The sequence below is a fragment of the Streptomyces sp. NBC_01474 genome (assembly GCF_035918215.1).
GTDB lineage: Bacteria > Actinomycetota > Actinomycetes > Streptomycetales > Streptomycetaceae > Streptomyces > Streptomyces aureus.
In genome coordinates this window covers 4,093,828-4,107,673 of sequence record NZ_CP109449.1, presented here as the reverse complement: position 1 = coordinate 4,107,673, position 13,846 = coordinate 4,093,828, and the positions used below count along the sequence as shown (strand labels likewise).

At 73.6% G+C, this 13,846-nt stretch carries 8 protein-coding genes; 7 read left to right on the top strand and 1 reads right to left on the bottom strand.

Annotation, left to right across the window (positions count from 1 at the left end; genetic code table 11):
* Nucleotide 1: 1 nt before the first annotated feature.
* On the bottom strand, nt 2–205 hold the full coding sequence (locus OG758_RS18755) for a hypothetical protein (RefSeq protein ID WP_326711072.1): 204 nt from the start codon (nt 203–205) through the stop codon (nt 2–4).
* Nucleotides 206–490: 285 nt separating this feature from the next.
* Here OG758_RS18755 and OG758_RS18750 point away from each other — a divergent pair, with 285 nt between their 5' ends.
* The 7 genes from OG758_RS18750 to OG758_RS18720 all read left to right on the top strand — a co-directional run bounded on the left by OG758_RS18750 (nt 491) and on the right by OG758_RS18720 (nt 13,772).
* Nucleotides 491–2,263, top strand: a complete 1,773-nt coding sequence (locus OG758_RS18750) for a non-ribosomal peptide synthetase (RefSeq protein WP_326711071.1) — start codon at nt 491–493, stop codon at nt 2,261–2,263.
* Nucleotides 2,260–3,504 (top strand): cytochrome P450, encoded by a 1,245-nt coding sequence (locus OG758_RS18745; protein ID WP_326711070.1) that lies wholly within the window; start codon nt 2,260–2,262, stop codon nt 3,502–3,504. The genes OG758_RS18750 and OG758_RS18745 overlap by 4 nt, the downstream gene beginning before the upstream one ends.
* A gap of 55 nt (nt 3,505–3,559) precedes the next feature.
* Nucleotides 3,560–4,324 carry a thioesterase II family protein gene (locus tag OG758_RS18740; protein ID WP_326711069.1) on the top strand — a complete coding sequence of 255 codons (765 nt, stop codon included), beginning with the start codon at nt 3,560–3,562 and terminating at the stop codon, nt 4,322–4,324.
* A complete protein-coding gene (locus tag OG758_RS18735) occupies nt 4,308–5,543 on the top strand; it encodes an MFS transporter (RefSeq protein WP_326711068.1) in 1,236 nt (411 codons plus the stop codon). The genes OG758_RS18740 and OG758_RS18735 overlap by 17 nt, the downstream gene beginning before the upstream one ends.
* Before the next feature lie 47 nt (nt 5,544–5,590).
* Nucleotides 5,591–11,089: a condensation domain-containing protein gene (locus tag OG758_RS18730; RefSeq protein WP_326711067.1), complete on the top strand. Its 5,499-nt coding sequence runs from the start codon at nt 5,591–5,593 to the stop codon at nt 11,087–11,089.
* Between the two features lie 74 nt (nt 11,090–11,163).
* On the top strand, nt 11,164–12,654 hold the full coding sequence (locus OG758_RS18725; protein WP_326711066.1) for a M28 family peptidase: 1,491 nt from the start codon (nt 11,164–11,166) through the stop codon (nt 12,652–12,654).
* Between the two features lie 101 nt (nt 12,655–12,755).
* Nucleotides 12,756–13,772, top strand: coding sequence for a 3-oxoacyl-ACP synthase III family protein (locus tag OG758_RS18720; RefSeq protein ID WP_326711065.1), 1,017 nt, complete (start codon nt 12,756–12,758; stop codon nt 13,770–13,772).
* The last annotated feature ends 74 nt before the right edge of the window (nt 13,773–13,846 follow it).

Below are 13,846 nucleotides of genomic sequence, written 5' to 3'. Positions count from 1 at the left end.
ATTAGGCGGCGCCCTCGGCCGAGTTGGAGCCCGGGCCCGGCCACGGAGTGTCGAACGGTGTGACGGTGCTGTGCGCGGCAGCGGTGGCGCCGGCCTGTGGGCCGGGCCACGGAGTGTCGTCGGTGGCCGCCCCCAGGCCCAGTGTGAGGGGCAGGACGGCCGCTGCGACGAGTGCTGTCAGGGTGAACGTGGTGGTCCTACGCACGTGTTCCCGCTTTCCCTTGTGAACGAGCCCGGACCTCTGCCCGGACCCAGCCCGTGGATCGTAGGTGACCCCGCTATCACTCAGCTATCGCTTCGCCACCGGTGACGGCACCGGCGGCGACGGCCGACCGAGTCCGCGGCAGCAGCGGACCAGTAGGGCTCATGGTGATGATGCGTGACGGCGGCCGGAGCAGCGTCGGCCGACAGATCCTCGAACTCCCCGGCGCCGACCCCGGCGCCGTCATCCGACGAGGTCCGGGCGACCCCCGGGCGTGGAGGCTGGTCCGTGGACGCGCCGTACCCTTCGCACTCCCTGCCGATCGGGGCGACCTTCGCCCGGCAGGCCCGCCTGACGCCCGACAGGACCGCGGTCCGCGGTGACGACGGCGAACTGACCTACGGCGAACTGCACGACCGCTCCGACCGTCTCGCCCGGCACCTCCAGGACCTCGGAGTGGCCGTCGGCGACGTGGTAGCCCTGGACGCCGGGCGCTCCGTCGCCGCCGTCGTGGGCCTGCTCGGCATCCTCAAGGCGGGCGCCGCCTATCTCGCGCTCGAACGCCGCTATCCGCCGGAGCGGCGCCGGCTGATCCTCGAGGACGCGGGCGCCCGGTTCGTCCTCACCGCGCCCGGCGCATCAGGGGAGTTGCCTCCCGTGTGCACAGCCCTGCCGCTCGACGCGGACCTGCCCGCGCGGGCACCAGCCGACCCCGGCGTGACCCCCGCCGACTCCGCGTACCTCGCCTACACGTCGGGATCGACCGGCGCGCCGAAGGGCGTCTGCGTCCCGCACCGTGCCGTGTCGCGCCTCGTGCTCGGCGCCGACTTCCTCGCCACCACCGCGGACGACGTGTTCCTGCAGTACGCGCCGATGGCCTTCGACGCGTCCACCCTGGAGATCTGGGCGCCGCTCCTCAACGGCGCGCGCCTGGACCTCGCCCCCGACCGTGACCTGTCCGTCAGCGAACTCACCAAGCTGGTACATCACTCGGGCGCGACCGTGCTCTGGCTGACCGCCGGCCTCTTCCAGCAGGTCGTCGAGTCCGGCCTCGACGACCTGCGCGGGTTGCGCGTCCTGCTCGCCGGCGGGGACGTCCTGTCGCCGCCGCACGTGAACCGCGCCGTCGCCGCGCTGCCCGACACCACACTCGTCAACGGCTACGGCCCCACCGAGAACACCACCTTCACCTGCTGCCACATCATCACTGGGCCCGTGACGGGAGCCGTGCCGATCGGCCGGCCGATCCGCGGAACCGGCGTCCATGTGCTCGACGCGGACCTGCGCCCCGTCCCCGACGGGGAGACCGGCGAGCTCTTCGCGACGGGCGAAGGACTGGCCCACGGCTACCTCGGCAGTCCGGACATGACGGCCGAGCGCTTCCTGCCCGACCCCTACGCGACCCGGCCGGGCGCCCGGATGTACCGCACCGGCGACCTGGTGCGCAGGCGCCCCGACGGCGTCATCGAGTACCACGGGCGCGCCGATCAGCAGGTGAAGATCCGCGGCTTCCGCATCGAACCCGGCGAGGTGGAGTCCGCCCTCGCGGCCCTGCCCGGTGTGGCCGAGGCGGCCGTGGTGGCCCAGACGCAGCCGGCCGGCGGCAAGAGCCTCGTCGCGTTCGTCACGGGCCGTCCCGGCGACGAGCTCTCCACCCTCGACCTGCGCAGGCGCCTCGCCGACGTGCTGCCGGAGTACACGATCCCGTCCCGGGTCAGGATCGTCGACGCGCTGCCCCTGACGGCGAACGGGAAGGTCGACCGCGCCGCGCTCACCGCCGAGCGGTCGCCCGGCAGGCCCGAACTCGCGGCAGCGTACCGGGAACCGGCGCCCGGGACCGAGACGGCCGTCGCCCGCCTGTGGAGCGACCACCTCGGCATCGACGGCATCGGCGCCGACGACGACTTCTTCGAACTCGGCGGCCACTCCCTGATCGGCGTCCGCATCACCGCGGACCTCCAGCGCGAGTACGGCGTGGAGATATCCCCGGTCGCCTTCTACCTCGACCCGACCCCGGCGGGGCTCGCCGCGGCCGTCGAGAAGGCGCGGGACGCCGCGTGAGGATCACCGCCGGATGCGTTCCTGTCCCGGCCGCGGATCTCGCGAAGGCCGATCTCTTCGACCCCGGGTTCCACGCGGACGGCGACCTCCATGCCGTGTGGGCGCGCATGCGCACCGACGCGCCGCTCCACCGCCAAGTGCTGCCCGACGGACGCGCGTTCACCTCGGTCACCCGTTACGCGGACGCCTGTCGCGTCCTCGGCGACCACCGTGCCTTCACCTCCGAACGCGGCAGCATCCTCACGCAGCTCGGCCAGGACGACACCTCCGCCGGCCAGATGCTGGTCTCCACCGACCCGCCGCGTCACGGCGAACTGCGCCGTCCCCTCAACGGGAAGCTCACCGCCCGCGCGCTCGCCGACTGGGAGGGCAGGATCCGGCAGGCCGTCACCCACTTCCTCGCCCCCGCGCGCGACGGCGGCGTCTGGGACGTGGCGCGGCGCGCCTACGACCTGCCGATGACCGTGGCCGGCGCGCTGATGGGCGTACCGGAGTCCGACTGGGACGACCTGATGCGGTGGACCGCGATGGCGGCGGCGCCCGAGGACGAGACCTTCCGCGTCGGTACCAGCGGGGCGGCGACGCTGGCCATCGCGCACCACCAGCTCTTCGAGTACTTCGCGCAGACGCTGCGCACGCGCCGCACCGAAGGGCCGGGCGAGAACCTCGTCGGCCATCTGATGACCATGGACGCCGGCGGCGCGAGGCTGAGCGACGCGGAGGTCATCTACAACTGCTACAGCCTCCTGCTGGGGGCCAACGCCACGACACCGCACACCGTCTCCGGCACCCTGCTCGCCCTCTCCGAGCACGAGGACCAGCTGCGCAAGGCCGCCGACGACGCCGCGCTGATCCCCGGCCTGGTGGAGGAGGGGCTGCGCTGGACGTCCCCCGCGAGCAGCTTCCTGCGGTACGCGGTCGAGGACACCGAACTCAGCGGGGGACGGGTGCCCGCGGGCGAGGCCGTCGCCGTGTGGATCGGCTCGGCCAACCGTGACGAGAGCGTGTTCACCGACCCGTACCGGTTCGACGTCCTGCGCGCCGACAACCGGCACATCGCCTTCGGGCACGGCCCGCACTACTGCCTGGGCGCCACGCTCGCCCGCGTCACCTTCCGGATCCTCTTCGAGGAGTTCCTCGCCGGGTTCCGGTCCGTCGAACCCGCCGGGCCGCCGCAGCACCTGAAGTCGGTCTTCATCGCCGGGATGACCAGCCTTCCCGTCGTGACCGCGCCGCGCTGACGCCCGCGGGAACCGGCCGCCTCAAACCCCCGTAGCACACCGAGACAGGTGGAGTATGTCTGTGAATCCCGTGTCCGCCGGCGTCAGGGCCACCACGCCCTGGCTGCTGAGGAAACCGTCGCAGGACGCCGCGGCGCGCGTCTTCTGCTTCCCCTACTCCGGGGTCGGCGCGTCGATGTTCAACGCGTGGCCCGCCCGCTTCGGCGCCGCCGACGGCGTCGAGGTGTGCGCGGTCCAGCTGCCCGGCCGCGAGAACCGGATGCGCGAGCCGCACTACGGCACGTACGAGGAGCTCGCCGGGCACCTCGTCGAGGCTCTGACGCCCTACCTCGACCGCCCCTTCGCGTTCTTCGGGCACTGCGCGGGATCGCTGCCGGCGTTCGAGACGGCGCGGCTGCTCGCGGCGCGTGAACTGCCCCTGCCCGAGACGGTGTTCGTGTCGGCGCAGGTCGCGCCGCACGACTGCCCGCACGACCGCTTCCTCGACATGACGGACGACGAACTGAAGGCCGAGCTGGAGTTCCTCGCCGTCTCCCGCGGCGGCACCGCCCACCCCGCGCTCATCGAGCTCGGCCTCGCCGTGCTGCGCGAGGACCTCGGCGCGAACCGGGCGTACGGAATGGAGCGGCCCGTACGGGTGCCGTTCGGCATCACCGTCCTGCACTGGTCCGACGACCCCGAGGTCACCCACGACGAGCTCAAGGGCTGGCGCGCGTACGCCGACGGCGTCGCCTTTCCCGTACTCGACGGCGGGCACTACGACTTCCTGAAGGCCCCCGACGCTCTGATGGAACGGCTGGCCGATGCGTTCACAGCATGACGTGGACGTGTTCCGCGTGCCCGGCTTCCGGCGCCTCCTCGTCGGGCGCACCCTGTCCTTCCTGGCCACGGCGCTCGTGCCGACCGCGCTCACCCTCGCGGTGATCAGGGCGACGGGCAGCGCAGGCGACCTGGGGATCGTGCTGGCCGCCGAACTCGTGCCCCAGCTCGTGCTGCTGCCCGTCGGCGGCGTGCTCGCCGACCGCTTCCCCGCCCAGCGGGTGGCGTTCGCCGCCGACCTGGTGCGCGGCATCGCCCAACTCGCCATCGGCGCCGAACTGTTGCTCGGCGCCGTGCGGATCGGCGACCTCGCGGTGCTCTCCGCCGTCACCGGCGCCGCCATCGCCTTCGGCACGCCGACCATGTCCCCGCTGGTCGCCGCCACCGTTCCGCAGGAGGCACGGCTGCGCGCCAACGCCCACCTCGGGGTGGCCCGCGGCTTCGCCCTCGTGGCGGGGCCCGGCATCGCGGGAGTCCTGGTCGTCGCCGTCGGCGCGGGCTGGGCCTTCGTGTTCACCGCGATGGTCTTCGGCGTCGGCGCCGTCACCCTGGGCGGCCTGCGGACCGAGCCCAGACAGGCGAAGGCGCACACCCCGACGTTCTTCAGGGAACTCGCCGAAGGCTGGCAGGAGGTGCGCAGCCGTCCCTGGTTCTGGACCAACCTCGTCGGGCACGGGGTCTCCAACCTCGCGGCCGGGGTGCTCATGACGCTCGGACCGCTCATCGCCATCGAGCGGCTCGGCGGAGAGATCTCCTGGGTCGTCGTCTACCAGGCGGGTATGGCCGGCATGCTGGCGGGCGCCTTCGTCGCCCCGCGCCTGAAGGCCACACGCCCCCTGGTCGTCACCTCGGTGTGCGGCGCGCTGTTCGCCCTCCCGATGGTCACTTTCGCGGTGCCGCTGGCCGTGTGGGTGAACGCGGTCGCCTACGGGATCGCCATGCTCGGCATCGGGGTCCTCAACACGCTGTGGCAGACCACCATGCAGCGCCACTTCCCGCCGCACGCGCTGGCCAGGGCCGACTCGTACGACGCCCTGCTGTCCTTCGCGGCCAGACCGCTCGGGCTCGCCGTCGCCGCGCCGGTCGCCGCCCTCACCGGGTCCGCCGCGCCGCTCCTCGTCACCGCGGCACTCGTCGCCGTGGCCAACCTGGCGTGCCTCGCGCTGCCCGACGCCCGCTCCATCACGAACCGCGCCGAGCCCGACGTGCGCGTCGCCTGAATCCGTCCGGACCGCTCGACCTTCCACACTCACAGGGGGCAGGACCCATGGGCACGATCGAAGAGGGAGCGGCGCTCGCCGTCGTCGGCGCGGCTTTCGAATTCCCCCAGTGCGCCGACTGGGACACGCTGACCGCGCTGCTGCGCGAGGGCCGCGACACGATGCGCGGGCTCCCGCAGAAGCGCGCGGAGTCGACCGGCGTCGTACGCACCGCGAGCGACCGCGAAGGCGGCTGGATCGACGATGTGACCGGCTTCGACCACCGCTACTTCGGCATCTCCAAGGCCGACGCAGAGCTGACCGATCCGCGCCAGCGCCGCATGCTCCAACTCGCCGTGCGCGCAATCGGAGAGGCCGGATACGCGCCCGACGAGCTCGCGGGCAGCGGCACGGCGGTCCTCGTGGCCGGCTACGGCGCCCCGCATCCCAGCCTGTACAACCTCCTGCCCGCCGGGCAGCAGGGCGCCGGCCCCGCGATGACGGGCAGTCTGCACGCGTACGCGGCGGGCCGGGTCGCCTACCACCTCGACCTGCGCGGCCCGGCCGAGGTCATCGACACGTCCTGCTCGTCCTTCCTCGTCGCGCTGCACGAGGCCCGCTGGAAGCTGGCGCGCGGCGAGTGCGACCTCGCCCTCGTCGGCGGCTTCGAACTCGTCCTCGGCCCGCTGCCCCGCCGCACCACCGGCACGGACGGCCTCGGCGTCCTGTCGTCGGACGACCGCTGCCGTCCCTTCGACAGCGCGGCCGACGGCACGACCTACGGGGAGGGCGGCGGATTCGTCCTGGTCAAGCGGTACGAGAACGCCGTGCGCGACGGCGACACCATCTGCGCGGTCGTCCGCGGCAGCGCCGTCAACCAGGACGCCGGACGCAGCACCGGCCTCACCGCCCCCAGCCCCGCCGCGCAGAGCGAGGTCATCACCGCCGCCTGGCAGGACGCGGGTGTCGACCCGGCGACCGTCGGCTACGTCGAGGCGCACGGCACGGCCACGAAGATCGGCGACCCCATCGAGATCCAGGGCCTCGCCGGAGCGTTCGCCGCGGCGCGGGACACCACCGGCCTACGGCCCGTGTCCTCGGTCAAGGGCAACCTCGGGCACCTCGGCTCGATGGCCTCGTTCGCCGGACTGATGCGCGTCATCGCCCAGTTCAGGGCCGGCGAGATCTTCCCCACCGCGCACTTCCGTGAGGCGAACCCGCTGCTCGCCCTGCCCGAGCACACCCTGCGGATCGCCGCCGGCGCCGAGCCATGGCCCACCGGCCATGGCCCCCGCCGCGCGGGCATCAGCAGCTTCGGCCTCAGCGGCACCAACGCCCACATGGTCGTCGAGGAGGGGCCGGCCGACCCGCCACCACCCCCGTACACGCACGTCGAGCGCCCCTTCGTGCTCTCCGCGCGCGACCTGTCGGGCCTCGACCGCCAGGTGCGCCGGCTGCGTGACCTGATCGCCGCGGACGTCACCGGCTTCGATCTGGCCGCGGCCGGCGAGGTCCTCACGGCGGCGCGCGAACACTTCCCGCTGCGGCACGCCTGGACGGCGCGCGACACCACCGAACTCCTCGGCCATCTGGACGCCGTACTTCACGGGCCCGCCCAGGCGCCCGTGCCCGGCACGACGCCGCCCCTCGTACTGGCACTCGGCGACACGGTCGCCACGACGGTCGCGGACCTGCGTGCCTGCGCCGCCAGACACCCCGCGTTCGCCGACATCCACGAGGAGGCCGGGCGGGCGCTGCCCGCGGGCGAGTGGAACGCGGCGCAGCGCACGCTGGTGCGGCTGGTCGGCGGGCACGCGATGCTCGCGCGGGCCGGTCTCGCCCCCGCCCTGGTACTCGCCCACGGCGTCGGCGCCCACGCGGCCCGCGTGCTGCGGGAGGAGACGGACCTCGCCGCGGCCATGGGCGCGCTCGGCGACGCGCCCGCGGAGCCCGCGCCGCCCAACCCCGAGGCCCTGCGAGGTGCCCTGTCCGGGCTCGCCGGGCACCCCCTGATCGTCGACCTGGCACCCGGCGGCGCCCTGTCCGGGCTCCTCGCCGCACAGCCCGTCACGGCCGTCGCCACCACCCCCGTGCAGGCCCTGACCCTGGCCTTCGCGCACGGGCACACCGTGGACTGGCGGGCCGCCCTCGGGCGGCCGCCCGAGCGCCGCGTACCGCTGCCCGTCGCGGCCCTGGCGGAGGAACACTGCTGGCCCGCCATGACGGCGGTCCCGGACGCGCCGAACGCGCCCGAGCCGGAGACGGCCGAGCCGGAGACGGCCGCCGGGGGCAGTGTCACGGACATCGTGCTCGGCTTCGCCCGGGGCGTCCTCAAGGAGCCGGGGCTCGGCGAGGACGACGACTTCTTCGACGCGGGCGGGAACTCGCTGAACGGCACCCAGCTCGTGGCCAGGATCAACGAGCACTTCGGCACCGACTTCGAGGTCCTCGACCTGTTCGACCTGCCCGACCTGCGCTCCCTGGCGGACGCCGTGGCCGGGGCCGACCCGCAGGCGGCGACGCCCCGGCCGGACGACGGACAGGAAGAAGGCACGGCACGGGGAGGCGGGGGCGGCGATGTGCGCGAAGGCCCCCTGTGCGGGCAGCAGACCGCCATCTGGGCCGCGCAGCAGCTCGACCCCGAGTCGGGCGCGTACAACGTGCCGGCCGCGCTGCTTCTCGACGGCGAGCCCGACCCCCGGGCACTCGCGGCCCGGCTGACCACGCTGGTGCGCCGGCACCCGATGCTGCGGGCCTTCCTGCGGGACACGCCGGACGGTCCCGTGCAGTGCGTCGCGCCGGCCGACGGCGCCGAAGTCGTCCTGGAACATGTCGAGTCGGACCTCTCGGACCACACCCTGTCCAGCGGTGAAGGCGCCCTGCTCGAACGGCTGCGCGCGCTCGTCGTGGCACCCCTGTCGCCGTACGGCCGGCCCGCGGCCCGCCACCAGCTGATCCGCGCGCGCTTCGCCGACGGCGAGCGGCACGTCCTGCTGCTCACGTACCACCACCTCTTCGTGGACGGCTGGTCGTGGCGGCTCCTGTTCGAGGACCTGGCCGGTACGGCCCCTGAGGCCGCCGAGCCCGGCCGCCATTACCTCGACTACGTGACCGAACAGAGCGAACGCCTCGGACAGGAGGCCGGGCGCACCCTGGAGGCGTTCTGGTCCGGCTATCTCAGCGGCTCCCGCCCCACTCCGCTGCCCGAGGATCCGGCGGACGCGGCCGCCCCCGGCGCCGCCGTCCGCGAACTGCCCGTCGCGCCCCGGCTCGCCGAGCGGCTGCGCGAAGTCGCTCGGCGCGAACGCGCCACGTCCAACATGGTGTTCCTCGCGGCCTGGGCGGCCCTGCTGTGGCGCATCACCGGAGAGACGGACGTGACAGTGGCCGTACCGGCGGCGGGGCGCGCGCCGGCGGACGAACCCGTGGTCGGCAACTACGCCAACACTCTGGTGCTGCGCGTGCGGGTGCGGCCCGGCGAGCCGTTCTCCGCGCTGCTCGCCGCGGTGCGCGACGCCTCGCTGGCCACGCTCGCCCACCAGGACCTGCCCACCGACCGCATCCGCCGCACCGCGCGTCCCGGCTCGGCCGAGCCGCTCGCCGCCACGATGTTCGGCTTCAACAGCGGTGTCGCGCCACTGCGGCGCCTCGGGCCCGACGGGCCGGCCGTCGAACTCCTCGACGTGGGCCAGGGCGCTCCGGCCTTCCCCGTGAGCGTCGCCGTCCTCGAATACGGCGAGGAGACGCGGGCCGGTGTCCAGTACACGCCCGACCGCTTCCGCGCCACGACGGTCGAGGGCTGGCTCGACGCCTACCGGTCGCTGCTGGAATCCGTCGCCGAACAGGGCACGGGCGCCCGTACGGCGGACCTGGCGGGCGGCCCCGCGCCGGTGCGGACCACCGACGTCACCGGCACGGGAGAGACCGGAGAAGGAGCGGACGAAGCCGACGGCGCGGGACACGTGGCCCCACGCACGCCCGTCGAACGCGAACTCGTCGCACTCTGGGCCCAGTTCCTCAAGCGGGACCGGGTCGGGGTCACCGACGACTTCTTCGACCTCGGCGGCGACTCGATCACCGCCATCGCGATCGCCTCGGAGGCCGGGCGCCGCGGCCTTGCCCTGCGGCCGAGGACCGTTCTGGAACTGCGTACGGTCGCGGCGGCCGCGGCCCGCACGACGCGCGCCGAACCCGCTCCCGGACTCCCGGACCACGTGGCCGCGGTCGCCGCCGCCGACGCCCCGGACGAGAGCGACCCCGTCGAACTGACGCCGCCGCAGCTGGAGTTCCTCGCGCGGGGCGCCGCCAGGCCCGACCACTGGAACCACGGTGTGCTCTACCGCGCCCGCCGCCCCCTGGACGCGGCCGAAGTCGGGCGCGCCCTGCGGACGCTCGCGCGGCGGCACCCGGTGCTGCGCGCCAGACTGCGCGAGGACGAGGGCCTGTGGCGCCAGTCGGCCGGCCCCGAGGCCCCGCCCGTGACCGAGTTCGACCTGCGCGGCGCGGACGCCGGACGCATCGCCGAGACCGTCGACTTGCGCGCCACCGAACTGCACGAGTCGCTCGACCTGCGGGAGGGACCCGTCTGCCGGGCGGGCCTGTTCCGCCTCCCGGCCGGGCTGCCCGACGAACTCGTCCTCGTCGTCCACCACGTCGTGGTCGACCTCTACTCGTGGAACATCCTCACCGAGGAACTGTCGGCGCTCCTGCGCGACGGCGACGACCGGGCGCTGGCCCCGGCGGGTCCCTCCTACTTCCACTGGGCGCGCCGTCTGGCCCGCCACGTCGCCGAGCGCCCCGACGACTTCGACGGCTCGTACTGGCTGGACCGCACCTGGGGCGAGGGCGCGCAGCGGGCGACCGTCCCACCGGGCCCGCGCGGCGTCGAGGGCAACACCCAAGAGCTGGTCACCGACCTTCCCGTGCCGGACATCGCGGGCCAGGGCGTCACCTTGTACGAACGTCTGCTCGCCGCGCTCGGTGCCGCCTTCCAGGACTGGCTGGGCGTACGCGGCGGAGAGGTGGCGGTGCAGCTCGTCGCGCACGGGCGGGAGGACCTTTTCCCCGAAGGAGCCCCGGCCGGCGTGGGCGCCGGAGCCGACCTCGGCCGCACCGTGGGCTACTTCAACACGACCTATCCCTTCGCGCTCGCCTTGCCCGGACGCCGCGCCGCCGCCGACCATACGGCGTACGTGGCGCGCGAGCTGCGGTCCGTGCCGCGGGCCGGCTTCGGCTTCGAGGCGCTGCGTCACCACCACCCGGACCCGGGAGTGCGGCGCGCGCTCGGCGCCATCGGGGTGCCCGGGGTGCTCTTCTCCTTCTGGGGCCGCCCGGCCTTCCTCGACGCCGGACAGGCCGGCGACGAGGAAGGCGTCCTCACCGGCGTACGCACCGAACTCGTCGGAAGGGACCGGCCGTTCGACATGGAACGGCCCTGCCCCGTCGAGATTTACCCCAGCCTCGCCGACGGCCGCCTGACCGTGCGCTGGCGCTTCAGCGGCGAGATGTTCACCGCCGCGCGGATCCAGGACCTGGCGGACGCCTTCGGCGCGGCCCTCGGCACCTGACCGCCCTCATCCGTCCGGTACGGGATCAGGCCCGTACAGGAACTTCCGCCCATCCAGCTAGGAGTAGCGATCCCATGACCGCGACACCCCGGAAGAGACTCTTCCGGCTCAGGCCCCTGGCCGCCCTCGCCCTCGGCGCGGCCCTGCTCCCCCTCGGAGTGAACGGCCCCGCGCACGCGGCGGACGCCGACGGCATGCCCGCGGACGTCCTTGCCCGGAAGATGGCCGACGAGGTCACCGGGCCTGGCGCCTGGCGCCACCTCGAGGCGATCAACAAGGCGACCCTCGACAACGGCGGCACTCGCGTCTCGGGGACCCCCGGCTACGACGCGAGCGCCGCCTACATCACGCGTGAGCTCACCAAGGCCGGATACCAGGTCAAGAAGCAGGAGTTCGAGTTCCTCGACTACGACATCCTGTCCGAGCAGGGCTCCGTCGTGGCGCCCGAGGCAAGGACCCTGCACCCGACCATCGCCCGGTTCTCCGTGTCCACGCCGGACGGAGGCCTGACCGCCGACCTCGCGCAGCCGTCCGGCAAGAGCACCGGCTGCAGCGCCGACGACTACGCGGGCACCGACGTCAAGGGCAAGATCGTCCTGGTCGACGTGGGCACCGACTGCTTCATCACGCAGAAGCAGCTGGTCCTCTCGGAGCTGGGCGCCTCGGCGATGCTCATGAACGTCAACTCGCCCAACCCCGACCTCAATCTGCGCTACCGGATGGTCCCGCCGACCGACGCCCGGATCCCCACGGGCACCCTGTCGCGGGCCGAGTCCGAGGCGCTGCGCGCCGACGCCGCCAAGGGCCCCGTCTCGCTCCGCCTCGACCTGCGGGGCAACAACAAGATGACCAAGACGTACAACCTGCTGGCCGACACCCCGACCGGCCGGGCCGACAACACCGTGGTCATGGGCGCGCACCTCGACACCGTGGACACCACGGCGGGCGCGAACGACAACGGCGCCGCGTCCGCGATGGTCCTGGAGACCGCGCTCAAGCTCGCCCCGCACCGCAATCACGTCAAGAACCGCGTGCGGTTCGCCTGGTGGTCCGCGGAGGAGAAGGGCCTGTCCGGCTCGCAGTTCTACGTCGACCAGCTCACGCCCGAGCAGCGCCGGCAGACCGCGCTGTACCTGAACCTGGAGATGATCGGTTCGCCGAACTTCGCCCGCCAGGTCTACAACGGCCAGACCGCGACCGGACCTGCCCCGGCCGGCTCGGAGCAGATCTCCGCGCTCGTCAACGGCTACTTCGCGGACCGTCACCTGCCGACCGTGCCGCTCGTCCTGGACGGCCGCTCCGACCACTCGCCGTTCATCACGGCCGGCATACCCGCGGGCGGCGTCAACGCCGGCGCGGACACCGTGAAGTCGCAGGAGTGGGCGGACCTTTTCGGCGGCACGACCGGGCAGATGCTCGACCCCTGCTACCACCAGGCCTGCGACACGCTCGCCAACGTCAACAAGACGATCTTCGACCAGAACGGCCGCTCGATGGCCTGGGCCGTCGGCCGGTTCGCCGTCGACACCTCGGACATCAACGGCGCGGCGGCGTCACGGCAGTAACACCCGCCGTACAAGCAGCAGTTCACCGCGCACACCGGACCGGGGCCGCCCGAGCGGAGTCTTCGCACAGGCCCCGGTCCGTCTCCCGGGAGGAACGACGGATGTCATTTGGGATCGTGGCCTCGGGCCACGCGCTGGGCGCCCCGGTCACCGTGGACGAGCTGGTGGCCCACGAGGGCGCCGACGCCCGCAAGCTCACGGCGTGGGGCTACCGGCGCTTCCACCGCGCCGACGACGGCGTGGGCCTCACCGACCTGGCGGCCCGCGCCGCGGCCGGGGCGCTGCGCCGGGCCGGCGTCGCCGCCGACGAGGTCGACCTGGTCGTCCTCGCCATCCCCGACATCGCCGAGTACCTGTACTGGGACCCCGCCGCGGCCCTCCAGGGGCGGCTCGGGGCGCACCGCGCGGAGGCCGTGCTCCTGAGCCAGGCCTGCGGCGGCGGAGTCACCGCGTTCGACACGGTGGCCGGCCGGCTCGCCACCCATCCCGGCCACCGCACGGCCCTCGTCGTCGCCGCGAGCCGGGTGGCGGAGCCGTACTGGGACCGCACCGGCAGCGGTACCTCCCTCACCTCGGACGGCGCGGCGGCCGTCGTGCTGCGCCGCGGGCACGACGCGTGCGCATGGCTCGCCACCGAGACCGTCACCGACGGCCGGTACGCCGACTTCATGCGCATGGAGAGCGGGGGAGCGGCCCGTCCCTTCACGCCAGAGAGCCCCGCGAGCCCGGCCGTGGCGAGCGTCGTCGACCGGATGGACACCTTCTTCGAGGGCGACGGCAGGGCCACGTACGAGTTCGCCACCCTCGTGAACACGCGCAACCGTGAGGTCCTCGAACGGGTCTGCGCGCGCACCGGGACGCCCGTCGGATCCGTCGAACGCGTCCTGTACCTGCACGACAACCGCAAGGCCTTCGAGGAACTCGCCAAGGAACTCGGCATCCCCCTGGACCGCACCAACGCCGATGTCGCCATGGAGCTAGGCCACTTCGGCCCCGCCGACCAACTCCTCAGCCTGGAAAGGCTGCTGACCGCCGGAGAGCTCGTCACCGGCGACATGGTGGCCCTCCTGAGCATGGGCAGCGGCATGCACTGGACCTGCACCCTGCTGCGCGTCTGACCGGCACGGACCACCGACCTGGACCACCGAAGCAGATCACCGACGTAGATAACCGACGTAGATCACCGACCCGG